Source organism: Streptomyces sp. MMS24-W38, assembly GCF_059889265.1.
Map to the genome: position 1 here is coordinate 4,014,440 of NZ_JCBCPP010000001.1, position 26,075 is coordinate 4,040,514.

Sequence of the window (26,075 nt, forward strand, 5' to 3'; positions counted from 1 at the left end):
AAACCCGCAGGGGTGAGTACGAAGGAAGCGTCCGTTCCTTGAGAACTCAACAGCGTGCCAAAAATCAACGCCAGATATGTTGATACCCCGTCTCCGGTCATCAGGCCGGGACGAGGTTCCTTTGAAGAATCACAGCGAGGACGCTGTGAACCGCCGGACTATTCCTCCGGTGGTTCCGCTCTCGTGTGTGTCACCGGGACATCCCGGAAGCATTCACGGAGAGTTTGATCCTGGCTCAGGACGAACGCTGGCGGCGTGCTTAACACATGCAAGTCGAACGATGAACCACTTCGGTGGGGATTAGTGGCGAACGGGTGAGTAACACGTGGGCAATCTGCCCTCCACTTCGGGACAAGCCCTGGAAACGGGGTCTAATACCGGATACCACCCCCGCCCGCATGGGCGGGGGTCGAAAGCTCCGGCGGTGGAGGATGAGCCCGCGGCCTATCAGCTGGTTGGTGAGGTAACGGCTCACCAAGGCGACGACGGGTAGCCGGCCTGAGAGGGCGACCGGCCACACTGGGACTGAGACACGGCCCAGACTCCTACGGGAGGCAGCAGTGGGGAATATTGCACAATGGGCGCAAGCCTGATGCAGCGACGCCGCGTGAGGGACGACGGCCTTCGGGTTGTAAACCTCTTTCAGCAGGGAAGAAGCGCAAGTGACGGTACCTGCAGAAGAAGCGCCGGCTAACTACGTGCCAGCAGCCGCGGTAATACGTAGGGCGCGAGCGTTGTCCGGAATTATTGGGCGTAAAGAGCTCGTAGGCGGCCTGTCGCGTCGGTTGTGAAAGCCCGGGGCTCAACCCCGGGTCTGCAGTCGATACGGGCAGGCTAGAGTTCGGTAGGGGAGATCGGAATTCCTGGTGTAGCGGTGAAATGCGCAGATATCAGGAGGAACACCGGTGGCGAAGGCGGATCTCTGGGCCGATACTGACGCTGAGGAGCGAAAGCGTGGGGAGCGAACAGGATTAGATACCCTGGTAGTCCACGCCGTAAACGGTGGGCACTAGGTGTTGGCGACATTCCACGTCGTCGGTGCCGCAGCTAACGCATTAAGTGCCCCGCCTGGGGAGTACGGCCGCAAGGCTAAAACTCAAAGGAATTGACGGGGGCCCGCACAAGCAGCGGAGCATGTGGCTTAATTCGACGCAACGCGAAGAACCTTACCAAGGCTTGACATACACCGGAAAACCCTGGAGACAGGGTCCCCCTTGTGGTCGGTGTACAGGTGGTGCATGGCTGTCGTCAGCTCGTGTCGTGAGATGTTGGGTTAAGTCCCGCAACGAGCGCAACCCTTGTCCCGTGTTGCCAGCAGGCCCCTCCGGGGGTGCTGGGGACTCACGGGAGACCGCCGGGGTCAACTCGGAGGAAGGTGGGGACGACGTCAAGTCATCATGCCCCTTATGTCTTGGGCTGCACACGTGCTACAATGGCCGGTACAATGAGCTGCGATACCGCGAGGTGGAGCGAATCTCAAAAAGCCGGTCTCAGTTCGGATTGGGGTCTGCAACTCGACCCCATGAAGTCGGAGTTGCTAGTAATCGCAGATCAGCATTGCTGCGGTGAATACGTTCCCGGGCCTTGTACACACCGCCCGTCACGTCACGAAAGTCGGTAACACCCGAAGCCGGTGGCCCAACCCCTCGTGGGAGGGAGCCGTCGAAGGTGGGACTGGCGATTGGGACGAAGTCGTAACAAGGTAGCCGTACCGGAAGGTGCGGCTGGATCACCTCCTTTCTAAGGAGCACTTCTCACCGATCCCCTCGGGGTGAGGTCAGGGGCCAGTACATCGGCGAACGTCCGATGCTGGTTGCTCATGGGTGGAACGTTGATTATTCGGCCGGCCGTCTCGGGCCGGAGACTGCAAGTACCGCTCCCCGGAGCGTGGAACGCATGATCTCCGGACGGACGCCGGCCGGGCACGCTGTTGGGTGTCTGAGGGCACGGCCGCACGGCCGGGAAGCCTTCGGTGCCGGCCCCGGTGCACCCGAGCCTCGGCTCGGGGTGACGGGTGGTCGGTCGTTGTTTGAGAACTGCACAGTGGACGCGAGCATCTGTGGCCAAGTTTTTAAGGGCGCACGGTGGATGCCTTGGCACCAGGAACCGATGAAGGACGTGGGAGGCCACGATAGTCCCCGGGGAGCCGTCAACCAGGCTGTGATCCGGGGGTTTCCGAATGGGGAAACCCGGCAGTCGTCATGGGCTGTCACCCATACCTGAACACATAGGGTATGCGGAGGGAACGCGGGGAAGTGAAACATCTCAGTACCCGCAGGAAGAGAAAACAACCGTGATTCCGGGAGTAGTGGCGAGCGAAACCGGACGAGGCCAAACCGCAGGCGTGTGAGACCCGGCAGGGGTTGCGCATGCGGGGTTGTGGGATCTCTCTTCCACGGTCTGCCGGCCGTGGGACGAGTCAGAAACCGTATGGATAGGCGAAGGACATGCGAAAGGTCCGGCGCAGAGGGTAAGACCCCCGTAGCCGAAATCTGTACGGCTCGTTGGAGAGACACCCAAGTAGCACGGGGCCCGAGAAATCCCGTGTGAATCCGGCGGGACCACCCGCCAAGCCTAAATATTCCCTGGTGACCGATAGCGGACAGTACCGTGAGGGAATGGTGAAAAGTACCCCGGGAGGGGAGTGAAATAGTACCTGAAACCGTGTGCCTACAAGCCGTGGGAGCGTCGCATGCAGGCTTGCCTGCATGTCGTGACTGCGTGCCTTTTGAAGAATGAGCCTGCGAGTTTGCGGTGTGTTGCGAGGTTAACCCGGGTGGGGAAGCCGTAGCGAAAGCGAGTCCGAACAGGGCGTTTCAGTAGCACGCTCAAGACCCGAAGCGGAGTGATCTAGCCATGGGCAGGTTGAAGCGGCTGTAAGAGGTCGTGGAGGACCGAACCCACCAGGGTTGAAAACCTGGGGGATGACCTGTGGTTAGGGGTGAAAGGCCAATCAAACTCCGTGATAGCTGGTTCTCCCCGAAATGCATTTAGGTGCAGCGTCGCGTGTTTCTTGCCGGAGGTAGAGCACTGGATAGGCGATGGGCCCTACCGGGTTACTGACCTTAGCCAAACTCCGAATGCCGGCAAGTGAGAGCGCGGCAGTGAGACCGTGGGGGATAAGCTCCATGGTCGAGAGGGAAACAGCCCAGAGCATCGACTAAGGCCCCCAAGCGTACGCTAAGTGGGAAAGGATGTGGAGTCGCACAGACAACCAGGAGGTTGGCTTAGAAGCAGCCATCCTTGAAAGAGTGCGTAATAGCTCACTGGTCTAGTGATTCCGCGCCGACAATGTAGCGGGGCTCAAGCGTACCGCCGAAGTCGTGTCATTGCGATATGTACCCCCAACGGGGATCGTGATGGGTAGGGGAGCGTCGTGTGCCGGGTGAAGCAGCCGCGGAAGCGAGTTGTGGACGGTTCACGAGTGAGAATGCAGGCATGAGTAGCGATTCACACGTGAGAAACGTGTGCGCCGATTGACCAAGGGTTCCTGGGTCAAGCTGATCTGCCCAGGGTAAGTCGGGACCTAAGGCGAGGCCGACAGGCGTAGTCGATGGACAACCGGTTGATATTCCGGTACCCGCTGTGAAGCGACAGACATCGAACCAGGCGATGCTAAGTCCGTGAAGCCGCCCCGGATCCTTCGGGTGAAGGGGAGTGGTGGAGCCGACGGACCAGACCTGTAGTAGGTGAGTGATGGGGTGACGCAGGAAGGTAGTCCAGCCCGGGCGGTGGTTGTCCCGGGGTAAGGGTGTAGGACGTCAGGCAGGCAAATCCGCCTGACATGTGTCTGAGACCCGATGCCGAGCCGATTGCGGTGAAGTGGATGATCCTATGCTGTCGAGAAAAGCCTCTAGCGAGTTTCATGGCGGCCCGTACCCCAAACCGACTCAGGTGGTCAGGTAGAGAATACCGAGGCGTTCGGGTGAACTATGGTTAAGGAACTCGGCAAAATGCCCCCGTAACTTCGGGAGAAGGGGGGCCACGCCCGGTGATCCGATTTACTCGGTGAGCTGGGGGTGGCCGCAGAGACCAGCGAGAAGCGACTGTTTACTAAAAACACAGGTCCGTGCGAAGCCGTAAGGCGAGGTATACGGACTGACGCCTGCCCGGTGCTGGAACGTTAAGGGGACCGGTCAGTCAGGATTCGTCCTGGCGAAGCTGAGAACTTAAGCGCCAGTAAACGGCGGTGGTAACTATAACCATCCTAAGGTAGCGAAATTCCTTGTCGGGTAAGTTCCGACCTGCACGAATGGCGTAACGACTTCTCGACTGTCTCAACCATAGGCCCGGTGAAATTGCATTACGAGTAAAGATGCTCGTTTCGCGCAGCAGGACGGAAAGACCCCGGGACCTTTACTACAGTTTGATATTGGTGTTCGGTTCGGCTTGTGTAGGATAGCTGGGAGACCGTGAAGCCGCCACGCCAGTGGTGGTGGAGTCGTCGTTGAAATACCAGTCTGGTCGTGCTGGATGTCTAACCTGGGTCCGTGATCCGGATCAGGGACAGTGTCTGATGGGTAGTTTAACTGGGGCGGTTGCCTCCTAAAGGGTAACGGAGGCGCCCAAAGGTTCCCTCAGCCTGGTTGGCAATCAGGTGGTGAGTGTAAGTGCACAAGGGAGCTTGACTGTGAGACCGACGGGTCGAGCAGGGACGAAAGTCGGGACTAGTGATCCGGCGGTGGCTTGTGGAAGCGCCGTCGCTCAACGGATAAAAGGTACCCCGGGGATAACAGGCTGATCTTCCCCAAGAGTCCATATCGACGGGATGGTTTGGCACCTCGATGTCGGCTCGTCGCATCCTGGGGCTGGAGTCGGTCCCAAGGGTTGGGCTGTTCGCCCATTAAAGCGGTACGCGAGCTGGGTTTAGAACGTCGTGAGACAGTTCGGTCCCTATCCGCTGCGCGCGCAGGAACATTGAGAAGGGCTGTCCCTAGTACGAGAGGACCGGGACGGACGAACCTCTGGTGTGCCAGTTGTTCTGCCAAGGGCATGGCTGGTTGGCTACGTTCGGGAGGGATAACCGCTGAAAGCATCTAAGCGGGAAGCCTGCTTCGAGATGAGTGTTCCCACCCACTTGATGGGGTAAGGCTCCCAGTAGACGACTGGGTTGATAGGCCGGATCTGGAAGCCTCGTAAGGGGTGGAGGTGACCGGTACTAATAGGCCGAGGGCTTGTCCTCAGTTGCTCGCGTCCACTGTGTTGGTTCTGAAACCACGAACGACCCCGCGCCCGTTGGGTGTGGTGCGGTTGAGTGTTTCATAGTGTTTCGGTGGTCATAGCGTGGGGGAAACGCCCGGTTACATTCCGAACCCGGAAGCTAAGCCTTACAGCGCCGATGGTACTGCAGGGGGGACCCTGTGGGAGAGTAGGACGCCGCCGAACAAATCGTGGGAGAGCCCCGCACCGACAGGTGCGGGGCTTTCTGCGTTTCAGGGGCGGGCCCTCCACCCGCCTTTTCTGGTCACCGGGTTCTTTGTCAGAGGCGGCCCGCTGCTTTCAGCGCCAGATAGGCGTCGGCCAGTGCCGGCGCCAGGCTGTCCGGGGTGGCGTCGACGACGGTGACGCCGTGGCGGCGGAGCTGCTCCGTTGTCCGGTCGCGTTCGGTCTGGGCCTGGGCCGCTGCCGCTGCCTCGTACACCGCATCGGCGTTTCCGCGGGCCTTCGACATCTGGGCCAGGTGTGGGTCCGCGACCGATGCGAGCAGGACTGTGTGCCGCTGGGTGAGTTGGGCCAGTACGGGAAGCAGACCCTCCTCGATGGGGGCCGCGTCGAGTGTGGTGAACAGGACGATCAGAGAACGGCGGGGGGCCGTCCGCAGGGCCGTGGCCGTGAGGCTCCGGGCGTCGGTTTCCACGAGCTCCGGTTCGAGCGTGGCCATGGCGTTGACCAGGGACGGGAGGACATCGCCTGCAGACCGGCCCTGTACGAGGGCGCGGAGGCGGCGGTCGTGGGCGAGGAGGTCCACGCGGTCGCCGGCCCTGGAGGCGAGCGCCGCGAGGAGCAGGGCCGCGTCCATGGAGGCGTCGAGGCGGGGGATGTCGCCGACACGGCCCGCGGAGGTGCGGCCGGTGTCGAGGACGAGCAGGATGTGGCGGTCTCGCTCGGGGCGCCAGGTGCGTACCGCCACGGCGGACTGGCGGGCTGTGGCACGCCAGTCGATGGAGCGGGTGTCGTCGCCGGGAACGTACTCGCGCAGGCTGTCGAACTCCGTGCCCTCACCGCGGGTCAGGACGCTGGTGCGGCCGTCCAGTTCGCGCAGGCGGGCCAGTTTGGACGGCAGGTGCTTGCGGCTGGTGAACGGCGGCAGCACCCGTACCGTCCAGGGGACCTGGTGCGTGCCCTGGCGGGCGAAGAGACCGAGCGGGCCGTAGGAGCGGATGGTGACGCGGTCGGCCTGGCGGTCGCCCCGGCGGGTGGGACGCAGCCGGGTGGTGATGCGTCGGCGCTCACCGGCGGGGACCGACAGGCGGTGGCGGGAGGCCGCCACCTCGGTGCCGGGCTGCCAGCTGCTGGGAGGCCAGGCGTCACGGATGCGGGCACGGAGCGGACGGCGGGACGTGTTGGTGAGCGTCAGAGTGACGTCCGCGCTGTCGCCCAGCCGTACCGAGGTGTCCCCGGAGCGGCTCAGGCCGAGCCGGCCTACGGGGGCGGCCAGGGCGAAGTCGCAGGCACAGGCCACCGCCAGGGGAGCGTTGACGGCGAGGATGCCCGTCCAGCCGGGTTCCCAGATGCCGACGGGGAGAGAGCCGAGTGCCGCGAGGAGGGCGGCGCGTCCGGTGAGGGCCATCAGCGGGGGACGGGGACGTGGGCGAGGATGGCGTTGATGACCGAGTCGGTCGTGACGCCTTCCATCTCGGCCTCCGGCCGGAGCTGTACGCGGTGGCGGAGGGTGGGGAGGGCGAGGGCCTTGACGTCGTCGGGGATGACGTAGTCGCGTCCGGTCAGCCAGGCCCAGGCGCGGGCGGTGGACAGGAGGGCGGTGGCTCCTCGGGGGGAGACGCCCAGGGTGAGGGACGGCGATTCGCGTGTGGCGCGGACGATGTCGACGACGTAGGCGGTGATCTCGGGGGAGACCGTCGTCCTGGCGACCGCGGCGCGGGCCGCTTCCAGGTCGGCGGCGCCCGCGACGGGGCGTACGCCGGCGGCGCGCAGGTCGCGGGGGTCGAAGCCCTCGGTGTGGCGGGTGAGGACATCGATCTCGTCCTGGCGGGACGGGAGGGGGATGGTGAGCTTGAGGAGGAAGCGGTCGAGCTGTGCCTCGGGGAGGGGGTAGGTGCCCTCGTACTCCACGGGGTTCTGGGTGGCGGCGACCAGGAAGGGCTCCGGGAGGGCGCGGGGGGTGCCGTCGACGGTGACCTGCCGTTCCTCCATGGCCTCCAGGAGCGACGCCTGGGTCTTCGGGGGCGTGCGGTTGATCTCGTCGGCGAGGAAGAGGTTGGTGAAGACGGGGCCGGGCTGGAAGGAGAACTCCGCGGTGCGGGCGTCGTAGACCAGGGAGCCGGTGACGTCGCTCGGCATCAGGTCGGGGGTGAACTGGACGCGTTTGGTGTCGAGTTCCAGAGCAGCGGCGAGGGTGCGGACGAGCAGTGTCTTGGCGACGCCGGGAACGCCTTCGAGGAGCACGTGGCCGCGGCACAGCAAGGCGACGGCGAGGCCGGTGACAGCGGGGTCCTGGCCGACCACGGCTTTGGCGATCTCGGCGCGCAGGGCTTCCAGGGAGGCCCTGGCGGCGGCCGGATCCCCGGTGTGCGCGGCGTTGTCAGTGGTCGGGTCCATCATGGACGGCGTACCTCTCTTTCGAGGGCGTCGAGTCGGTCGGCGAGGGAGGTCAGGGCTGCGTCGTCGCCGGGCGGCGGGCCGAACAGGAGATCGTGCGGGGACGGCTGTCCGTCGCCGTGAAGGCGGGCGGACAGGGCGGGCAGCAGGGCCTCGGGCGCGTGTGCCTGGGAAGCGGGGACGCCTACGAGGGGGGCGAGGCGGGTGCGCGTGGTGGAGCGAAGAGCGGCGGCCGCGCGGTCCCGGGCGTTCGCCTTGCGGTAGAGGCGGGCGCGGCCTTCGACGGTTTCGGAGGCGCGGATCGCGACGGGAAGTCTTTCGGGCACGAGGGGGCCGAGTCGGCGTGCCCGCCACAGGGCGGCCAGGGCTGCGGCGATGAAGAGCTGCAGGGTGCCCCAGAGCCAGCCGGAGGGGAGCAGGTCGAAGAAGCCGCGCTCGCCGTCCTCCGAGGCGGCGGAGGCGTCGGAGAGTGAGGGGAGGTACCAGACCAGATGGGGGCGGGAGCCGAGGAGTTGGAGGGCGAGCGAGGCGTTGCCGTGCTCGTCGAGACGGTCGTTGAGGAGGATGTCGGGGGCACCGATGAGGACGGTGTCGCCGCCGCCGGTGGCCGCGGGGATGCGCAGCAGGGTGGCCAGGCGCTCGCTGGGGTAGCACTCGTCGGCGTCGAGATGGGTGGTGGTGTACCGGATGCCGCCCGTGTCGGCGGTGCCCGCGTTGCGGGCGGCGGGCAGGGAGCAGCGGGGGGAGAGGGTGGAGCCGAAGCTGGTGACCGGGTCGGCGACGACACCCGGGGCGAGCCGGTCGACGGACGCGCTGCCGGAGGAGACCAGGACGGTGCGGCCGCCGGAGTCGGCGACCGCGGCGTGCAGCCTCGACTGCTGGTGGTGGGTCAGGCGGTCGGGGACGGCGACCAGGAGGGTCGTGTCGGGGTTCGCGGCGGCGGACGCCTCGTGCAGGGTGGTGACCACGCGTGTGTCCACACCGCGGTCGGCGAGGAGTTCGGCGACGGCGCGGCTGCCGTAGGGGTCGGCGGAGCGCGGGTCGAGTTCGCCGTGTCGGGCGTCGGAGCGGACCACGGCGATGACGACTGCCGCCACGATCAGCAGGACGAGCGCGAGGACTACACCTCGCGCGCGGGTCCACACCTGGCGGGCGGTGGGCGAGGCCGAGGTGGAGGGGAGCGTGACCTCGGTCGTCATCCGGCGGCTCCCTGGCGGGCGCTGCCGCCCGTGTTGTCGCTGCGGTCGCTGGTGTTCGTGCCGTTGCCGTCGCCGGCAGCGGTGCTCGCGAGCTGGGGTTTGCTGCGTTCCAGGTCACGGTCGAGTGCGGTGAGGTACCGGTACGACTGTTCCGTCGCGGTCCGGCCGCCGTATGTGACGTCGTCGAAGCTCCGCGCGGCGGTGTGCAGCCGGTCGGTGTGGGCGGGCAGGGCGCGGCCCGCCTCGGCTGCCGCCTCGTCGGCGGTGCGGCCCGGGCGGATGTCGAGCAGGGCGCGTTCCTCCAGGGCGCGGACGACGGCGCGCATGCGTTCCTGCACGGCCTGGCTCCAGTGGCCCTGGGCGGCGTGTGCCTCCGCGGCCGCGCGGTGTTCGGCGGCGCTGCGGGGCCGGTCGTCGAACAGCGCGGGCGCGGAGGCCGGCCGGCGTCGCGGGGTGCCCAGCCGCCACCACAGGGCGCCCAGGACGGCGATCACGGCGGCGATGACGACGATCAGTCCGAGCGCACCGCCGGGCGTCGCGGTGGCGGCGGTGTCGAACAGCTTGCCGACCCACTCCCAGAAGGCGTCCAGGGCCCGCTGGAACCAGCTGGGATCGTTCTCGTGGTACATCTGCTTGGACAGCTCGCGCCGGGCCGCCTCCCGCGCGGGATCGCGCGGGAGGGTGACGGGCGGCTCGCCGTCGCCGCGCAGCAGCGTGTGCACGGCGCCGCCGACGGCCTCGGGCAGCGCCCGCGCCGAAGTGAGAACTCCCCCCGTGGTGTGCACCCCCTCAGCTCCCCGGGGTGGTGCCGGGGCCGTAGCCCTGGACGCCGGCGGCGCGGCCCAGTTCGAGGTCGAGGGCCTCGCGGCGGATGCGCTGGTCGACGTAGAGGAGTACGGCGACGCCGGCCGTGATCGGGAACGTGATCGTGGAGCCGATGACCGCGCCGATCCCGCTGATGATGAGGAACGCCCAGCCGATGTCGCCGCCGGCGCTGTTGAGGAAACCGGAGACGCCGTCACCGTTGAACGCCGTGGCGAGGACGGCGAAGGGGATGACGATGATCGACGCGACGATGCCCGCGATGATCGACGCGAGCAGCTGGATGCCGAGGATCCGCCACCAGGAGCCGCGCACCAGCTTCGCGGACCGGCTCAGCGCCTTCATGACGCCCTGCTTCTCCAGCATCAGCGCGGGCGCAGACAGCGAGAAGCGGACCCACAGCCACATGGCGACGATGCCGCCGCCGATGACGCCCAGGACCGTGAGTGCCACGCCCCCCGGGCCGCCGACCGTGACGGCCACGAGGATGCCGGGCAGCGCGCCCAGGGCGATGACGACGACGGTGATGAGCAGCAGCAGGCAGATCAGGCCGAACAGCTTCAGGACCTGGGGGCGGGCGTCGCGCCAGGCCTCGGCGGCGGTGACCGACGTGCCGAGCACGGCACGGCTGGTGACCGCCGTGAGCAGGGCGGTGGCGGCGACGGTGCCGACCAGGGTGATCACGGAGACCACCCCGCTGTTGAGCAGGGAGACGCCCATGGCGCCGGTGAGCTCGTCGAGGGTGGCGCTCGGGTCGTTGAGTACCGCGGCGCTGGAGCTGTTCAGGAAGAGTCCCTGGACGAGGACGACGACGATCCGGATGAGGACGGCGACGGTCAGCGAGATGCCGAGGACCGTGCGCCAGTGGGTGCGCATGGTGGAGACCGCGCCGTCGAGGATCTCGCCCACACCGAGCGGGCGGAGCGGGATCACACCGGGCTTTGCGGCGGGTGGGGGGCCTCCCCAGCCGCCTCCCCAGGCTCCGTAACCACCGGGACCGCCGTAGCCACCGGGGCCGCCGTGACCACCGCCGTAGCCACCGGGGCCGCCGTATCCTCCGCCCCCCGCGGGGCCGCCGGGGGGCGGGGTGCCCCATCCCGGGCCGGGCGGTGCGGGCGGGGGAGCCTGGCCGGGGCCCGTGGCGCCGGGCGGGCCGGTGGGCGCGGACCACTGGCTGGGCGGCGGCTGCTCCTTCGACCACTTGACGCCCGGGCCCTGGGGCGTGTCCTGACCCGGCTCCTGTCCGTCGGACGGGGCGGATCCGGGCGAGGCCCAGCCCGGAGTGTCGTTCATCATCGCTCCTTCACGGTGCCCGTCCGCGGTCGCGGCGGCAGGTTCGCAGCCATCGTGCCATGGGGTGTTCGCCAACGGACCTGCCGGACCTGTCGGATCTGCCGAGGGACGGGCTGCACCTTCAATTGTCCGTGCCGCAGGGGGCAGACTGACCGCATGGCTGATCAGTACGCACACGGCGGCGACAACAAGCGGCCGACCGAGATCCCTGCGCTCCGCTGGGAAGAGCCACCCGAAGGGCCCGTTCTGATCCTTCTCGACCAGACGAGACTGCCGGCCGAGGAGGTCGAGCTGGTCTGCACGGACGCACCCGCGCTGGTGGAGGCGATCCGCTCGCTGGTCGTGCGCGGTGCGCCCCTGCTGGGCGTCGCCGGTGCGTACGGCGTCGCACTCGCCGCCGCACGGGGCTTCGACGTGGACGACGCCGCGGCCGCGCTGGAGGGCGCCCGGCCCACCGCGGTGAACCTCGCGGTGGGAGTGCGCCGGGCCCTCTCCGCCCACCAGGGCGTTCTCGCCCGGGGCGGCGACGACCGGGAGGCGGCGGTGGCCGCGCTGGCCGCGGCGCGGCGACTGCACCGCGAGGACGCCGAGGCCAGCGCGCGGATGGCCGAGCACGGACTGGCGCTGCTGGACGAGTTGCTGCCCGGTGGCGGGCACCGGATCCTCACCCACTGCAACACCGGCTCACTGGTGTCGGGCGGCGAGGGAACTGCGTTCGCGGTGGCGCTGGCGGCGCACCGGGCGGGCCGGCTCAGGCGGCTGTGGGTGGACGAAACGCGCCCGTTGCTGCAAGGTGCTCGCCTGACGGCGTACGAGGCGGCCCGCAGTGAGATGGCGTACACCCTGCTCACCGACAGCGCGGCGGGATCGCTGTTCGCGGCCGGTGAGGTGGACGCGGTACTCATAGGGGCGGACCGCATCGCGGCCGACGGCTCGGTGGCGAACAAGGTGGGGAGCTATCCGCTCGCGGTGCTGGCGCGGTACCACCATGTGCCGTTCATCGTCGTGGCCCCGGTGACGACGGTGGATCCGCAGACGCCGGACGGTGCGTCCATCGAGGTCGAGCAGCGCCCCGGCCATGAAGTGACCGAGGTCACCGCACCGCAGGTGCCGGTGGCCGGAACCGAAGCGGGAGGCGGGATTCTTGTGGCACCCCTGGGGACCCAGGCGTACAACCCGGCGTTCGACGTGACACCACCGGAACTGGTGACGGCGATCGTCACGGAGGAAGGCGCCGTCTCACCCGTGACGGCCGAGGCCCTGGCCGAGCTGTGCGCCAGGTCACGCCAGGTCACGATGAGCTAATGGGATGATGTCGTTTATGAAGGGACGAGTCCTTGTCGTCGACGACGACACCGCACTGGCCGAGATGCTCGGCATTGTGCTGCGTGGTGAAGGTTTTGAACCGTCTTTCGTAGCCGACGGCGACAAGGCGCTGGCCGCTTTCCGTGAGGCCAAGCCCGACCTGGTGCTGCTCGATCTGATGTTGCCCGGCCGGGACGGTATCGAGGTGTGCCGCCTGATCAGGGCGGAGTCCGGGGTGCCGATCGTGATGCTCACGGCGAAGAGCGACACCGTCGATGTCGTGGTGGGCCTGGAGTCCGGCGCCGACGACTACATCGTCAAGCCGTTCAAGCCGAAGGAGCTGGTCGCCCGGATCCGGGCGCGGCTGCGCAGGTCGGAGGAGCCGGCGCCGGAACAGCTCGCCATCGGCGACCTGGTGATCGACGTGGCCGGACACTCCGTGAAGCGGGAGGGACAGTCGATCGCGCTGACCCCGCTGGAGTTCGACCTGCTGGTCGCGCTGGCCCGCAAGCCGTGGCAGGTGTTCACGCGGGAGGTGCTGCTGGAACAGGTCTGGGGGTACCGTCACGCGGCCGACACCCGGCTGGTGAACGTCCATGTCCAGCGGCTGCGCTCCAAGGTCGAGAAGGACCCGGAGAAGCCGGAGATCGTGGTGACCGTCCGTGGCGTCGGGTACAAGGCAGGACCTAGCTGATATGTCCGAGGACAGTGCCGCTTCGGCGCCCGGCCGGTCCGGGGACCCGTCGGAGCGGCCTGTCGGCCGATCGTCCGGCAGCCGGGCATCAGGGCGCTCCCGCTGGGGGCGCCTGCTCCAGGACGGACTGCTGCAGGGCGGAGTCCAGGGCAGCCCGGTGATCCGCCTGTTCGTCCGCTGGGTGCGCCGGCCGTTGTTGCCCGTCATGCGGCTGTGGCGGCGGAACATCCAGCTGAAGGTAGTCGTCACCACGCTGCTGATGTCGCTGGGCGTGGTCCTGCTGCTGGGCTTCGTCGTCATCGGCCAGGTACGCAACGGTCTGCTGGACGCCAAGGTGAAGGCGTCGCAGAGCCAGGCCACCGGCGGGTTCGCGGTGGCCAAGCAGCAGGCCGACGAGGCCTCGAGCGGCACCGGTGAGGACACGGTCGCGGTGGGCGACCGGTCCTCGCGGAGCGTCATCCAGTGGATGAGTGACCTCGTGGAGTCGCTCTCCAGCGGCGGCCAGGGAGCCTTCGACGTGGTCACCCTGCCCATGGGCGACGAGAGCGGCGGCGGGCGCGGCCCGCGTGCCTCGGGGCACGTCGATCCGTCGCAGAGCGTGCCCGGGAACCTGCGGGACAGGATCGACGCCAACACCGCGGCGGCGCAGCGGTACACGCGGATCGTCTACAGCAACGGCGCGGAATCGCAGCCCGGCCTGGTCATCGGCAAGCAGGTCAACGACCCCAACGGTGATCCGTACCAGCTGTACTACCTCTTCCCGCTCACGCAGGAGGAGAAGTCGCTGAGCCTGATCAAGGGCACTCTGGCGACCGCGGGGTTGTTCGTCGTCGTCCTCCTCGGGGCGATCGCCTGGCTCGTGGTGCGGCAGGTCGTGACGCCGGTGCGGATGGCCGCCGGGATCGCGGAGCGGTTGTCCGCCGGGCGTCTTCAGGAACGGATGAAGGTCACCGGTGAGGACGACATCGCGCGGCTCGGCGAGGCCTTCAACAAGATGGCGCAGAACCTCCAGCTGAAGATCAACCAGCTCGAGGAACTGTCGCGGATGCAGCGCCGCTTCGTGTCGGACGTCTCCCACGAACTGCGGACGCCGCTGACGACCGTACGGATGGCCGCGGACGTCATCCATGAGGCGCGTGAGGACTTCGACCCGGTCACCGCGCGGTCGGCCGAACTGCTCGCGGACCAGATCGACCGGTTCGAGTCGCTGCTTTCGGACCTGCTGGAGATCAGCCGCTTCGACGCGGGCGCGGCGGCGCTCGAGGCGGAGCCGATAGACCTGCGTGAAGTCGTACGGCGCGTGGTCAGCGGGGCCGAGCCGCTCGCCGAGCGCAAGGGCACGCCGATCAGGATCGTCGGCGACCAGCAGCCCGTCGTCGCCGAGGCCGACGCGCGGCGCGTGGAGCGCGTCCTGCGCAACCTCGTCGTCAACGCCGTGGAGCACGGCGACGGCAAGGACGTCGTCGTCAAGCTCGCCGCGGCGGGAGGGGCGGTCGCGGTCGCGGTGCGGGACTACGGTGTCGGGCTCAAACCCGGTGAGGCGACCCGGGTCTTCAGCCGCTTCTGGCGGGCGGACCCGGCACGCGCGCGGACCACCGGCGGTACGGGACTGGGGCTGTCCATCGCCCTGGAGGACGCGCGGCTGCACGGCGGCTGGCTCCAGGCATGGGGCGAGCCGGGCGGCGGCTCGCAGTTCCGGCTGACGCTGCCCAGGACGGCCGACGAGCCGCTGCGGGGCTCCCCGATCCCCCTGGAGCCCAGGGACTCACGACGCAACAGCGGACTCGGCGGCGCCGGGGAGCCGCAGGGCGGCGGGGACGGCGGGGACGGCGAAAAACAGTCCACCGTGCCCGCGCGGTCCGGGGACACCGACGGATCGGCCCGCGCGGCCCGCGATCCGCTCGCGACGCTGTCGGCCACCGTGGCCCCCACGGCCGACCCGACGGCACTGCCCGGCAACGGCGCGCGCGTGGTGTCGCGGCCGTCGGGGGACGGGTCGCGGCAGGGAGACCCGGCGGGGACCGGGGAGCAGGCCGACGCCGATGCGGGCGCCGACTTCGGCGGCCCCGGCGGGGAGAACGGGACGACGGCCCCGGACCGGCGAGAGAACGAACCCGAGGACCGGTCCGGGGACCGGCAGGCGGACAGGCAAGGGGAGGCTTCGCGTGGGCGGTGAGCGCGCAGGGCGCGGCAGGACGGCACCGGCACGAGTGGTGGCGTGCGCCACCAGCGGTGTCGTACTGCTGGCCGGGTGCGCCTCGATGCCCGACAGCGGGGATGTGCGGGGCGTGGACTCCACGCCCCGCCAGGACGCGCAGGTGCGGGTGTTCGCGATGCCGCCGAGTGAGGACGCGTCGCCGCCCCAGATCGTGCAGGGCTTCCTGGAGGCGCTGACCAGCGACGATCCGGACTACAGCACCGCGCGCCAGTATCTGACCGCCGAGGCGGCGGAGGTGTGGAAGCCGGAGCTGTCCACCACGGTGCTGGCGGACGGGCCGGGCGCCCAGCCCGGCCCACCGGGCCGCGAGGACGCCGGGGAGCTCTCCTTCAAGCTGACCGGCGACAAGGTCGCCACCGTGGACGCGCAGCAGGCGTACACGGCCGACTCCGGGCCGTACGACCAGCTCGTGCATCTCACACAGGACGTGAAGACCCGCCAGTGGCGCATCGACGGGGTGCCACAGGGCGTCGTCATGGGCAAGTCGGACTTCCAGCGCAACTACATGTCCGTCAGCAAGTACTACTTCGCCTCGAACACCGCGGGAGCCGGTGGGTCCGATGCGGACGGGCCGCCGATGGCGGTCGCCGACCCGGTCTACGTGCGCAGTCACGTGGAGCCCACCACCCAGATGGTCCGCTCCCTCCTGGGCGGGCCCACGAACTGGCTGGACCCGGCCGTCAGGTCGAGCTTCCCCGCGGGCACGGCGCTGCGCAAGGGCGCCGGTCCGCTGACAGCGGACGACCAGGGCAGGCTGACCGTGCCGCTCAACGACAAGGCGGCCGAAGTCGGTGCCAAGAGGTGCAGGGAGATGGCGGCTCAGCTGCTGTTCACGCTGCGCAACCTCAGCCCCGCCGTGGACGAGGTCGAGCTGCGGGCCGCCGGGAAGAAGCTGTGCTCGCTGGCCCAGAAGGCCACCGAGACCGTGGCCGACCGGGGGTCGCTGAACCACCCCGACTACCTGTACTTCATCGACGAGGAGCACCAGCTGGTACGGATCGTCGCAGACGAAGGCGCCACCCAGCCGGATCCGGTGCCGGTGCCGGGGCCGCTCGGCGAGGGCGCGGCGCCGTTGCGGTCGGTGGCGGTCTCGCGGGACGAGCGCACCGCGGCCGGGGTCGCGTTCGACGGGAAGTCGCTGTACGTCGGATCGCTGGTGCCGGGCGGTTCGCTCGGGGAGCCCGTGTTGACCAGCGCGGGCAAGTCCGAGGGCGACCGGCTGACCGCGCCCAGCTGGGACGCGCACGGCGGCCTGTGGGTGGCCGACCAGGACCCGGAAAACCCCCGGCTGCTCCTGCTGGAGGAGGGCGGGGGCGAGCCGCTGGAAGTGCGCACACCGGGCCTGGACGGGCGGATCCAGGCGGTCCGGGTCGCCGCCGACGGGGTCAGGGTCGCGCTCGTCGTGGCCAAGGGCGACCGGCGGTCCCTGATGATCGGGCGGATCGAGCGGGACGGCCCGGACGGGCAGGAACGGACCACGGGCGAGCAGCCGACCGTCACCGTGCTGGAACTGCGGCCCGCGACGCCGGAGTTGGAGAAGGTCACCGCCATGTCCTGGACCGGGGACAGCCGTCTCGTGGTGGTCGGGCGGGAGGAAGGGGGTGTGGAGCAGATGCGGTACGTCGAGGTCGACGGCTCCGTACCCGAGGTGCCTCAGCCCGCCGCCCTGACCGGTGTCAAGGCGGTGACCGCCTCCCCCGACGAACGGGTACCGCTGGTGGCGTACTCGGTGGACGGGATCGTGCGGCTGTCGTCGGGTGCGCAGTGGCAGCAGGTGACGGAGGGGACCGCGCCGGTCTATCCGGGGTGACCGGTCTGTCCGGGGTGACCGGTCTGCGGGCCGTGCGGAGTTTTCCACAGGGGTGGCCGGAGGCCGCGGGCGTTGGCACAGTGGGGCCATGCGGGGCTGGTGGCAGGACCTGAGCGACCTGGTGCTCCCGGCCGAGTGCGGCGGGTGCGGCAGACCTCGTGCGGTGCTCTGCGAGCGGTGTCGTACGGCACTGAGCGGCGCCGCACCACGCGAGGTGTGCCCGGCGCCGCGGCCGGCCGGGCTGCCGGTCGTGCACGCTGCCGCACCCTACGCGGACGAGGTGCGCGCCGCGCTGCTGGCCCACAAGGAGCGGGGCGCCCTGGCCCTCTCCCGGCCGCTGGGCGAGGCCCTGGCGAAAGCGGTGCGCGCGGGTCTGCGGGAGACGGGTCTGCCGGAGGCGGCGCGGTCGGGCCCCGGTGGGGTTCCGGAGGCGGTGCGCGGCCACCGCGGGGCGGTCTTGCTGGTGCCCGTGCCGTCCGCGCGGCGGGCCGTGCGGGCCCGTGGGCACGACCCGGCGCTGCGGATCGCACGGGCGGCGGCGGGTGCGCTGCGGCGCCAGGGGCTACCCGTTTCGGTGCTGCCCGCGTTGCGGCATCGGCGGAACGTGGCCGACCAGTCGGGGCTCGACGCCCGGCGGCGGCTGGCCAATCTCGCCGGCGCGCTGGCGGTGGCGCCGGGCTGTGACCGGCTGCTGCGCGACGGCTCCGTCGTACTCGTCGATGACCTGATGACGACCGGGGCGTCGCTGGCGGAGGCCGCGCGCGCGGTGCGTCTCGCGTTGCACACCGAGCCGCGTGCGGGAGCGCTCGTGGGGGCGTGGGGGGCGCGAGGGGCGCGCATGGAGGTGGATGTCGGGCCTGATTCGAGTGTTTCGGCGTCCGCGTCCGTGTACAGGGGGGAGACATGGGAAAGGAGAGGGGCACGAGAGGAAGGACAAGAACGACGGGCACGACGAGAACAACGGGAACGGCGAAACGGATCGACTCACGAGAGTGCGGATCAAGGACCCGGCCGCTCGGCCCTGGTGGCGGGTGCGGATGGGGCCGATCGACCCATTGACGTGAAGTGCGCGGCGGTTGTTGCGGCTTCACCAGATTCTTTCGAAATAAACCGGAACTGACTGGGAACTTGCATCGTTGCAGGTAGTGAGAGGGTGAATTCACCTGAACGGAGGTACGCGGCAGTAGAGGGTGACGACATCCGTCCGGGCGAGATATGTTCGGTTGAGAGGGAAAGCCGCAGGCCGCACCTCTCGAATCCGAATGCCGTGCCACGGGTTTTCTGTTATCACCCGGGCTGGTGGACTGGAGATCTCGTCCATGGGGGATGGAGGTGGAAGTCACCGAGTCCGAGGTTCCGGGGTCGACCGGGGCCTGGTGCAAAAGGGAGACGCTCCGCACCGAGGCGGAGCGATCCGGGAACGGAGTTCTGCGTGGACATCGTCGTCAAGGGCCGCAAGATCGAGGTGCCCGAGCGGTTCCGGAAGCACGTGGCCGAGAAGCTGAAGCTGGAGAGGATCCAGAAGCTCGACGGCAAGGTGATCAGCCTCGACGTCGAGGTGTCCAAGGAGCCCAACCCCCGGCAGGCCGACCGCAGCGCCCGAGTGGAGATCACGCTCCATTCCCGCGGTCCGGTGATCCGGGCGGAGGCAGCGGCGAGCGACCCGTACGCGGCGCTCGACCTGGCAGCGGAGAAGCTGGACGCCCGGCTGCGCAAGCAGCACGACAAGCGCTATTCACGGCGCGGCGCGCGCAGGATCTCGGCAGCGGAGGTCCCCGACCACGTCCCGGGCGCGGCGACGCTCAACGGGACGGGCGCGCATTCCCCCGAAGAGGGGCAGGACGCAGTCCCCACCAAGAAGATCGGCACACTGGAAGTACAGGGTGACGGACCCCTCGTCGTCCGTGAGAAGACCCACGTGGCCGCCCCCATGACCCTCGATCAGGCCCTCTACGAGATGGAGCTGGTCGGGCACGACTTCTATCTGTTCGTCGACTCCGAGACGAAGGAACCCAGTGTCGTCTACCGACGGCACGCCTACGACTACGGCGTGATCCACCTCAGTACGGACACCATGGTCACGCAGCCGCATGCTCCCGAGGCGGGCGGGCCTCTCGGCGGCTGACCCGGCGGGCGACAGTGGCTGAACCGGTGCCCCCGGGTGCGCGCGTGTGCGCCCCCGGGGGCACCGGTGTGCGACCACTTCGCATCCCACGTCGGCACCCCGGTGCCGTCCGGGCATGGAATCATGGCGGCAACGGCCCAATCGGTGGGCCGTTGCCTTGGGTTGGCGATGGCTCACGACCACGGCCACAGCCTTCAGGGGGAGGAACGATGGCGGACAGCTTCGGCCCGATGCGTGGAGAGGACTCCGACGACGGCGTCACCGGCAGGAGCCCGCACGCAGGCTCCGGGTACCAGGAGCCGGCCGGTGGACCGGCCGAGGAGGCGGGCAAGGAGCCGATCAGGGTCCTGGTGGTGGACGACCACGCGCTGTTCCGCCGGGGACTGGAGATCGTCCTCGCGGCCGAGGAGGACATCCAGGTCGTCGGCGAGGCGGGGGACGGCGCCGAGGCCGTGGAGAAGGCCGCGGACCTGCTGCCGGACATCGTCCTGATGGATGTGCGGATGCCCAAGCGGGGCGGCATCGAGGCGTGCACCTCCATCAAGGAGGTGGCTCCCAGTGCGAAGATCATCATGCTGACGATCAGTGACGAGGAGGCCGACCTCTACGACGCCATCAAGGCGGGTGCGACCGGCTACCTCCTCAAGGAGATCTCCACGGACGAGGTGGCCACCGCCATTCGCGCGGTGGCCGACGGACAGTCGCAGATCAGCCCCTCCATGGCGTCGAAGCTGCTCACCGAGTTCAAGTCGATGATCCAGCGCACCGACGAGCGTCGGCTGGTGCCCGCGCCCCGGCTGACGGACCGTGAACTCGAAGTGCTCAAGCTCGTCGCCACGGGGATGAACAACCGCGACATCGCCAAGGAGCTGTTCATCTCCGAGAACACCGTGAAGAACCACGTGCGCAACATCCTGGAGAAGCTGCAGCTGCACTCCAGGATGGAGGCGGTGGTCTACGCGATGCGGGAGAAGATCCTCGAGATCCGGTGACCTCAGGCGAGGGCGCGGGTCAGCTCCCGGGTGAGCCGTTCGCGCAGTTCGGGCGCGTCGACGCGCTCCACGCGGACGTTCGTGCAGTCCACCCAGCTCGCCGCCTCGACCAGGGCCTGCGCGACGGCGGGGACCGCCTTGGGGCCGTCCAGTGTGATCTGCCTGGCCACCAGCGTGCGGCCCTCGCGTGCCGGGTCGACGCGGCCGACCAGCCGGCCACCGGCGAGTACGGGCATCGCGAAGTAGCCGTGCACCCGCTTCTGTTTCGGCACGTAGGCCTCCAGGCGGTGAGTGAAGCCGAAGATCCGCTCGGTGCGTGCCCGTTCCCACACCAGGGAGTCGAACGGGGACAGCAGCGTCGTACGGTGACGTCCGCGCGGAGGTGCGGCGAGGGCCTCCGGATCGGCCCAGGCAGGCTTGGACCAGCCCTCGACCGTGACCGGCACCAGGCCCGAGTCGGCGATCACCGCGTCGACCTGCTCGCCCTTGAGGCGGTGGTAGTCGGCGAGGTCCGCGCGGGTCCCGACGCCGAGGGACCGGCCGGCCAGGCGGACCAGACGGCGCAGGCACTCGGCGTCGTCCAGCTCGTCGTGCAGCAGGGCGTCGGGGATCGCGCGTTCGGCGAGGTCGTAGACCCGCTTCCAGCCGCGACGCTCGACGCACACCACCTCGCCGTACATCAGGGCCCGCTCGACGGCGACCTTGGCACCGGACCAGTCCCACCACTCGCTGGTGCGTTTCGCGCCGCCCAACTCCGTGGCCGTGAGTGGGCCCTGGGCGCGGAGCTGCTTGACGACCTGGTCGTAGGCGCCGTCGGGGAGTTCGTGGTTCCAGTGCGGGCGGCCGCGGTAGGCGCGGCGGCGGAAGGCGAAGTGCGGCCACTCCTCGACGGGCAGGATGCAGGCCGCGTGCGACCAGTACTCGAACGCGCGCGGCGGCTGGGCGCCTGCCTTCCAGTACGCGGCCTCGACCGTTTCCCGGCCCACGGCGCCGAGGCGGGCGTAGGGGATGAGCTCGTGGGAGCGGGCGAGGACGGAGATGGTGTCGAGCTGCACCGCGCCCAGGTGACGCAGGACCCCCCGGATGCCGGAACGGCGGTCGGGGGCGCCCAGGAAGCCCTGGGCGCGCAGGGCGATGCGGCGGGCCTCCGCCGCCGAAAGGTCCGTGGCCGGACGCGGGAGAGTCGTCATACGTCCGCACGATAGGGGGCGGCACTGACACCGGCCCCGGGTCCGGACGGACGCCGACCCCTCCTTCCGCTACCGCCCCTCACCCGCTACTTCCCGGCGGGCAGGTACGGCGCCGTGGAGGCGAGTCCCAGGTCGGACGGCAGCAGAGAGCCCACCCAGCAGTCCCGCAGCGTGCCCTTGTTGTTGATCGCGGAGCGCAGGGTGCCCTCGATGACGAAGCCCGCCCGTTCCGCCACCGCGCGGGAGGCCCGGTTGCCCACCTCGGCGCGCCATTCCACCCGGTCGATCGACATCTTCGTGAAGGCCCAGCGGGAGACGGTGACGACGGCCTCGGTCATGTAGCCGTTGCCGCGGTGTTCCTCGACGCCCCAGTAGCCGATCTCGCCCACCCCCAGGGAACGCATCGTGACGCCGAGCATGCCCGTGAGCTCCCCGGAGAGGAGGAAGACACCGAAGGTGAACATCGAACCGTTCGCCCAGCCGTCCGGACACATCTGTTCCGTGAAGCCCCGCGCGTGCTCGAGGAGATACGGGGAGGGGACCGTGGTCCAGCGCTGGATGTCGGCGTCCTGGCAGGCGGCGTACACCGCGTCGGTGTCCTGAGGGCCGACCGTGCGCAGCAGAAGGCGGTCGGTGGTGAGCGTGACGGGTTCCATCGGCCGATTCTGCTCGTGGGGGAGTGATCGGCGCCAACCCTTTGCCGTACGTGAGGAAATGGTCACCCTTCGCACAATTCGATGGGCGAAGCGGCACCATCCGTGGGCTCCGGACGTTGTTCTCTTCGAAGCAGCCGTGAAACAGATATGGAGCCGTGCGTGGTCACCGTCGCGGCAGGCCTCCCGACGTGGTGGGGTCCTCGCATACGATGGCCGTTGCTCAGCAATGAAATGGAAACCGACCGTCCCAGGCCCGACCGGCAAGGAGACCACCCCCCGTGTCCGTCCTCTCGAAGATCATGCGTGCAGGCGAAGGCAAGATCCTGCGCAAACTGCACCGCATCGCGGGCCAGGTCAACTCCATCGAAGAGGACTTCGTCGACCTCTCCGACGCCGAGCTGCGTGCCCTCACCGATGAGTACAAGGAGCGGTACGCCGACGGCGAGAGCCTGGACGACCTGCTCCCCGAGGCCTTCGCCACCGTCCGCGAGGCCGCCAAGCGCGTCCTGGGCCAGCGCCACTACGACGTGCAGATCATGGGCGGCGCCGCCCTTCACATGGGTTACGTCGCCGAGATGAAGACCGGTGAGGGCAAGACCCTCGTCGGCACCCTGCCCGCGTATCTGAACGCCCTGTCCGGCAAGGGCGTCCACATCATCACGGTCAACGACTACCTGGCCGAGCGCGACTCCGAGCTGATGGGCCGCGTCCACAAGTTCCTGGGCCTCGAGGTCGGCTGCATCCTGGCCAACATGACGCCGGCCCAGCGCCGCGAGCAGTACAACTGCGACATCACCTACGGCACGAACAACGAGTTCGGTTTCGACTACCTGCGCGACAACATGGCGTGGTCCAAGGACGAGCTCGTCCAGCGCGGCCACAACTTCGCCGTCGTCGACGAGGTCGACTCCATCCTCATCGACGAGGCCCGTACGCCGCTGATCATCTCCGGCCCGGCCGACCAGGCCACCAAGTGGTACGGCGACTTCGCCAAGCTGGTCAAGCGCCTCAAGCGCGGTGAGGCCGGCAACCAGCTCAAGGGCATCGAGGAGACCGGCGACTACGAGGTCGACGAGAAGAAGCGCACGGTCGCCATCCACGAGTCCGGGGTCGCCAAGGTCGAGGACTGGCTGGGGATCGACAACCTCTACGAGTCGGTCAACACCCCGCTGGTGGGCTACCTGAACAACGCCATCAAGGCCAAGGAGCTCTTCAAGCGCGACAAGGACTACGTGATCATCGACGAAGAGGTCATGATCGTCGACGAGCACACCGGCCGTATCCTCGCCGGCCGCCGCTACAACGAGGGCATGCACCAGGCGATCGAGGCGAAGGAGTCGGTGCCGATCAAGGACGAGAACCAGACGCTCGCCACGATCACCCTCCAGAACTTCTTCCGCCTCTACAAGCGCAGCGACCACAACGGCAAGGAGCAGCCCGGTCTGTCCGGCATGACCGGTACGGCGATGACCGAGGCCGCCGAGTTCCACCAGATCTACAAGCTCGGTGTGGTGCCCATCCCGACCAACCGGCCCATGGTCCGCATGGACCAGTCGGACCTGATCTACCGCACCGAGGTCGCCAAGTTCGAGGCCGTCGTCGACGACATCGAGGAGAAGCACGCCAAGGGTCAGCCGATCCTCGTGGGCACCACCTCGGTGGAGAAGTCCGAGTACCTCTCCCAGCAGCTCAGCAAGCGCGGCATCCAGCACGAGGTGCTGAACGCCAAGCACCACGAGCGCGAGGCGACGATCGTCGCCCAGGCGGGCCGCAGGGGCTCCGTGACGGTGGCCACCAACATGGCCGGCCGTGGTACGGACATCAAGCTCGGCGGCAACCCCGAGGACCTCGCCGAGGCGGAGCTGCGCCAGCACGGGCTCGACCCCGAGGAGCACATCGAGCAGTGGGCGCACGCCCTGCCGGACGCCCTCGCGCGGGCCGAGGACGCCGTCAAGGCGGAGAAGGACGAGGTCGAGCGGCTCGGCGGGCTCTATGTGCTCGGCACCGAGCGGCACGAGTCGCGGCGGATCGACAACCAGCTGCGCGGTCGTTCCGGCCGTCAGGGCGACCCCGGCGAGTCCCGCTTCTACCTCTCGCTCGGCGACGACCTGATGCGCCTGTTCAAGGCCCAGATGGTCGAGCGTGTGATGTCCATGGCGAACGTTCCGGACGACGTGCCGATCGAGAACAAGATGGTCACGCGCGCGATCGCGTCGGCCCAGTCGCAGGTCGAGACGCAGAACTTCGAGACCCGTAAGAACGTCCTGAAGTACGACGAAGTCATGAACCGGCAGCGCGAGGTCATCTACGGCGAGCGGCGCCGCGTCCTGGAGGGCGAGGACCTGCACGAGCAGATCCACCACTTCATGGACGACACCATCGACGCCTACGTCCAGGCCGAGACGTCCGAGGGCTTCCCCGAGGACTGGGACCTGGAGCGGCTGTGGGGCGCCTTCAAGCAGCTCTACCCGGCGAAGGTCACGGTGGAGGAGCTGGAGGAGGAGGCCGGCGACCGCGCCGGGCTGACGGCCGAGTTCATCGGCGACTCCATCAAGGAGGACGTCCGCAAGCAGTACGAGGAGCGTGAGGCGCAGCTCGGCTCCGAGATCATGCGTGAGCTGGAGCGCCGGGTCGTGCTGTCGGTCCTGGACCGCAAGTGGCGCGAGCACCTCTACGAGATGGACTACCTCCAGGAGGGCATCGGCCTGCGCGCGATGGCGCAGAAGGACCCGCTGGTCGAGTACCAGCGCGAGGGCTTCGACATGTTCACCGCGATGATGGACGGCATCAAGGAGGAGTCCGTCGGCTACCTGTTCAACCTGGAGGTCCAGGTCGAGCAGCAGGTCGAGGAGGTCCCGGTCGAGGAGGCCAAGCCGGAGCCGGTGGTGCAGGACGCGGTGCCCGCGCAGGCGGGTGCCCGGCCGGAGATCCGTGCCAAGGGGCTCGACGCCCCGCAGCGGCGGAACCTGCACTTCTCCGCGCCGACCGTGGACGGCGCGGGCGGCACCGTCGAGGGCGAGTTCGCCGAGGACGAGCCGGTGCGCTCCGAGGCCGACGGCCTCACCCGCGCCGAGCGCCGCAAGCAGGCGCGGGGCGGTCGCCGCCGCAAGAAGTGAGCGGGCCGCGAGGCTTCTGAGCCGAGCGAGCGGTGAGGCTCCGTACGGAGCCGTGAGAGCAGGCGGAGGGCCGGGCAGACCCCAGGGTCGCCCGGCCCTCCGGCGTCAGCGCTCGTGGGAGCGGGGCGGGCGGGTGCCGCCCAGTTCCACGGCGGTGCAGCGCCAGCGCAGGTCCTGGCCCTGTTCCAGGCGGAAGGCCATGGCCCGCAGCCGGTCGCCGGCACCGATCCGGGCGAACACCTCGAGCGCGCCCTCGCGGGGGACGTAGTAGCCGATGTCCCGCACCACCGGGCGGGTGCCACGGGTGCGCAGCGGACCGCGCTCGGCGAGGTCCGCCAGTTCGTCGTAGGCGCGGCCCGCGGTGTGCCGGAGCATCGAGTGGACGGGCCGCTGACCGCTCAGGACGGCGAGCAGCAGCTCGGCGAAGCGGTCGGTGGGACGGGGCTGTGCCGGCCGGGGAGGCCGGGGCGCGGGGGCCGGGAGAGCCGGGCGCTGTCGCAGCAGGGCCGCGGCAGTGGCCGTGGCCCTGGCCGTCGGCGTGAAGGACGGCGGGCGGTTGTCGGCGGGACGCGTGGACGCCGGGGCGGGTACGGGAGAGGGGCGGCCCCCGCCGGGTGACGGGGCGGGGGCGGTGCCTCCCGCGGGGGTGCGCGGCGGGACGGTACCGCCGGTGGGGCGGCGCGTGTCGCGGCGGCCGGGAGGGCGGGTGCCGGTGCGGTGCTGAGCCCTGGTCATGACCTTGTTCAAGGGACTCCGTTCGACGGGCCGGGAGTCGCCGTCGACCGGGGGGACCGAGGCGATACCAGGCAGTAACTTCGGGGTTGGGGATCTTGTACGGGGCGGTGGAGTGCGGCGGCAAGGCGCCGTGAGTCGTGT

Annotated in this window: 16 protein-coding genes and 3 rRNA genes; 11 read left to right on the forward strand and 8 right to left on the reverse strand. The window is 69.0% G+C overall.

The features are described 5' to 3' along the window. The first annotated feature begins 212 nt into the window (after positions 1–212). The 3 genes from AC6F7H_RS17275 (at position 213) to rrf (ending at position 5,385) form a co-directional block, all read left to right on the forward strand. Positions 213–1,740 (forward strand): 16S ribosomal RNA (locus AC6F7H_RS17275). Positions 1,741–2,061: 321 nt separating this feature from the next. Beyond that, positions 2,062–5,182 (forward strand): 23S ribosomal RNA (locus AC6F7H_RS17280). Between the two features lie 86 nt (positions 5,183–5,268). Further along, a 5S ribosomal RNA gene (gene rrf, locus AC6F7H_RS17285) occupies positions 5,269–5,385 on the forward strand. Together the 16S, 23S and 5S rRNA genes form the textbook arrangement of a ribosomal RNA operon. A 94-nt stretch (positions 5,386–5,479) precedes the next feature. Here the strand turns inward: rrf and AC6F7H_RS17290 are convergent. From AC6F7H_RS17290 to AC6F7H_RS17310, 5 genes are read right to left on the reverse strand one after another with little or no spacing between them, the layout of a single operon-like run. Next, positions 5,480–6,790, reverse strand: a complete 1,311-nt coding sequence (locus tag AC6F7H_RS17290) for a DUF58 domain-containing protein (RefSeq protein ID WP_500757853.1) — start codon at positions 6,788–6,790, stop codon at positions 5,480–5,482. Further along, the gene (locus tag AC6F7H_RS17295; protein WP_500757854.1) at positions 6,790–7,779 is read right to left on the reverse strand and encodes an AAA family ATPase; all 990 of its coding nucleotides are present in this window, start codon (positions 7,777–7,779) and stop codon (positions 6,790–6,792) included. The genes AC6F7H_RS17290 and AC6F7H_RS17295 overlap by 1 nt, the downstream gene beginning before the upstream one ends. Next, positions 7,779–8,978, reverse strand: a complete 1,200-nt coding sequence (locus tag AC6F7H_RS17300; RefSeq protein ID WP_500757855.1) for a DUF4350 domain-containing protein — start codon at positions 8,976–8,978, stop codon at positions 7,779–7,781. Before AC6F7H_RS17300 ends, AC6F7H_RS17295 begins: the two co-directional genes overlap by 1 nt. Beyond that, a complete protein-coding gene (locus tag AC6F7H_RS17305) occupies positions 8,975–9,763 on the reverse strand; it encodes a DUF4129 domain-containing protein (protein WP_500757856.1) in 789 nt (262 codons plus the stop codon). The genes AC6F7H_RS17300 and AC6F7H_RS17305 overlap by 4 nt, the downstream gene beginning before the upstream one ends. A gap of 4 nt (positions 9,764–9,767) precedes the next feature. After that, positions 9,768–11,093: a DUF7847 domain-containing protein gene (locus AC6F7H_RS17310; protein ID WP_500757857.1), complete on the reverse strand. Its 1,326-nt coding sequence runs from the start codon at positions 11,091–11,093 to the stop codon at positions 9,768–9,770. Positions 11,094–11,249: 156 nt separating this feature from the next. Between AC6F7H_RS17310 and mtnA the strand changes: the two genes are divergently transcribed. The 7 genes from mtnA to AC6F7H_RS17345 all read left to right on the forward strand — a co-directional run bounded on the left by mtnA (position 11,250) and on the right by AC6F7H_RS17345 (position 20,237). After that, a complete protein-coding gene (gene mtnA, locus AC6F7H_RS17315) occupies positions 11,250–12,398 on the forward strand; it encodes an S-methyl-5-thioribose-1-phosphate isomerase (protein WP_500757858.1) in 1,149 nt (382 codons plus the stop codon). Positions 12,399–12,402: 4 nt separating this feature from the next. Then, the gene (gene mtrA / locus AC6F7H_RS17320) at positions 12,403–13,092 is read left to right on the forward strand and encodes a two-component system response regulator MtrA (RefSeq protein ID WP_193478414.1); all 690 of its coding nucleotides are present in this window, start codon (positions 12,403–12,405) and stop codon (positions 13,090–13,092) included. A 1-nt stretch (position 13,093) separates the two neighbouring features. Further along, positions 13,094–15,268, forward strand: coding sequence for an MtrAB system histidine kinase MtrB (mtrB, locus tag AC6F7H_RS17325; RefSeq protein ID WP_500757860.1), 2,175 nt, complete (start codon positions 13,094–13,096; stop codon positions 15,266–15,268). Continuing rightward, the gene (locus AC6F7H_RS17330; protein WP_500757861.1) at positions 15,258–17,120 is read left to right on the forward strand and encodes an LpqB family beta-propeller domain-containing protein; all 1,863 of its coding nucleotides are present in this window, start codon (positions 15,258–15,260) and stop codon (positions 17,118–17,120) included. The genes mtrB and AC6F7H_RS17330 overlap by 11 nt, the downstream gene beginning before the upstream one ends. An 88-nt stretch (positions 17,121–17,208) precedes the next feature. Then, positions 17,209–18,240 (forward strand): ComF family protein, encoded by a 1,032-nt coding sequence (locus AC6F7H_RS17335; RefSeq protein WP_500757862.1) that lies wholly within the window; start codon positions 17,209–17,211, stop codon positions 18,238–18,240. A 312-nt stretch (positions 18,241–18,552) separates the two neighbouring features. Then, the gene (hpf, locus tag AC6F7H_RS17340) at positions 18,553–19,245 is read left to right on the forward strand and encodes a ribosome hibernation-promoting factor, HPF/YfiA family (protein ID WP_109378276.1); all 693 of its coding nucleotides are present in this window, start codon (positions 18,553–18,555) and stop codon (positions 19,243–19,245) included. A 209-nt stretch (positions 19,246–19,454) separates the two neighbouring features. After that, the gene (locus AC6F7H_RS17345) at positions 19,455–20,237 is read left to right on the forward strand and encodes a response regulator (RefSeq protein ID WP_500757863.1); all 783 of its coding nucleotides are present in this window, start codon (positions 19,455–19,457) and stop codon (positions 20,235–20,237) included. Positions 20,238–20,239: 2 nt separating this feature from the next. On the opposite strand, the gene AC6F7H_RS17350 is transcribed toward AC6F7H_RS17345, so the two are convergent. Together AC6F7H_RS17350 and AC6F7H_RS17355 are read right to left on the reverse strand one after the other, a co-directional pair. Next, a complete protein-coding gene (locus AC6F7H_RS17350; RefSeq protein WP_500757864.1) occupies positions 20,240–21,427 on the reverse strand; it encodes a winged helix-turn-helix domain-containing protein in 1,188 nt (395 codons plus the stop codon). 86 nt (positions 21,428–21,513) lie between these two features. Beyond that, positions 21,514–22,083, reverse strand: a complete 570-nt coding sequence (locus AC6F7H_RS17355; RefSeq protein ID WP_500757865.1) for a GNAT family N-acetyltransferase — start codon at positions 22,081–22,083, stop codon at positions 21,514–21,516. A gap of 278 nt (positions 22,084–22,361) precedes the next feature. On the opposite strand from AC6F7H_RS17355, the gene secA reads away from it, so the two are divergent. Further along, complete coding sequence (secA, locus tag AC6F7H_RS17360; RefSeq protein WP_500757866.1) at positions 22,362–25,199, forward strand: preprotein translocase subunit SecA; 2,838 nt, start codon at positions 22,362–22,364, stop codon at positions 25,197–25,199. Positions 25,200–25,304: 105 nt separating this feature from the next. On the opposite strand, the gene AC6F7H_RS17365 is transcribed toward secA, so the two are convergent. Beyond that, entirely contained in the window at positions 25,305–25,946 is a 642-nt protein-coding gene (locus AC6F7H_RS17365; RefSeq protein ID WP_500757867.1) for an Rv3235 family protein, read from the reverse strand. Positions 25,947–26,075 lie beyond the last annotated feature (129 nt).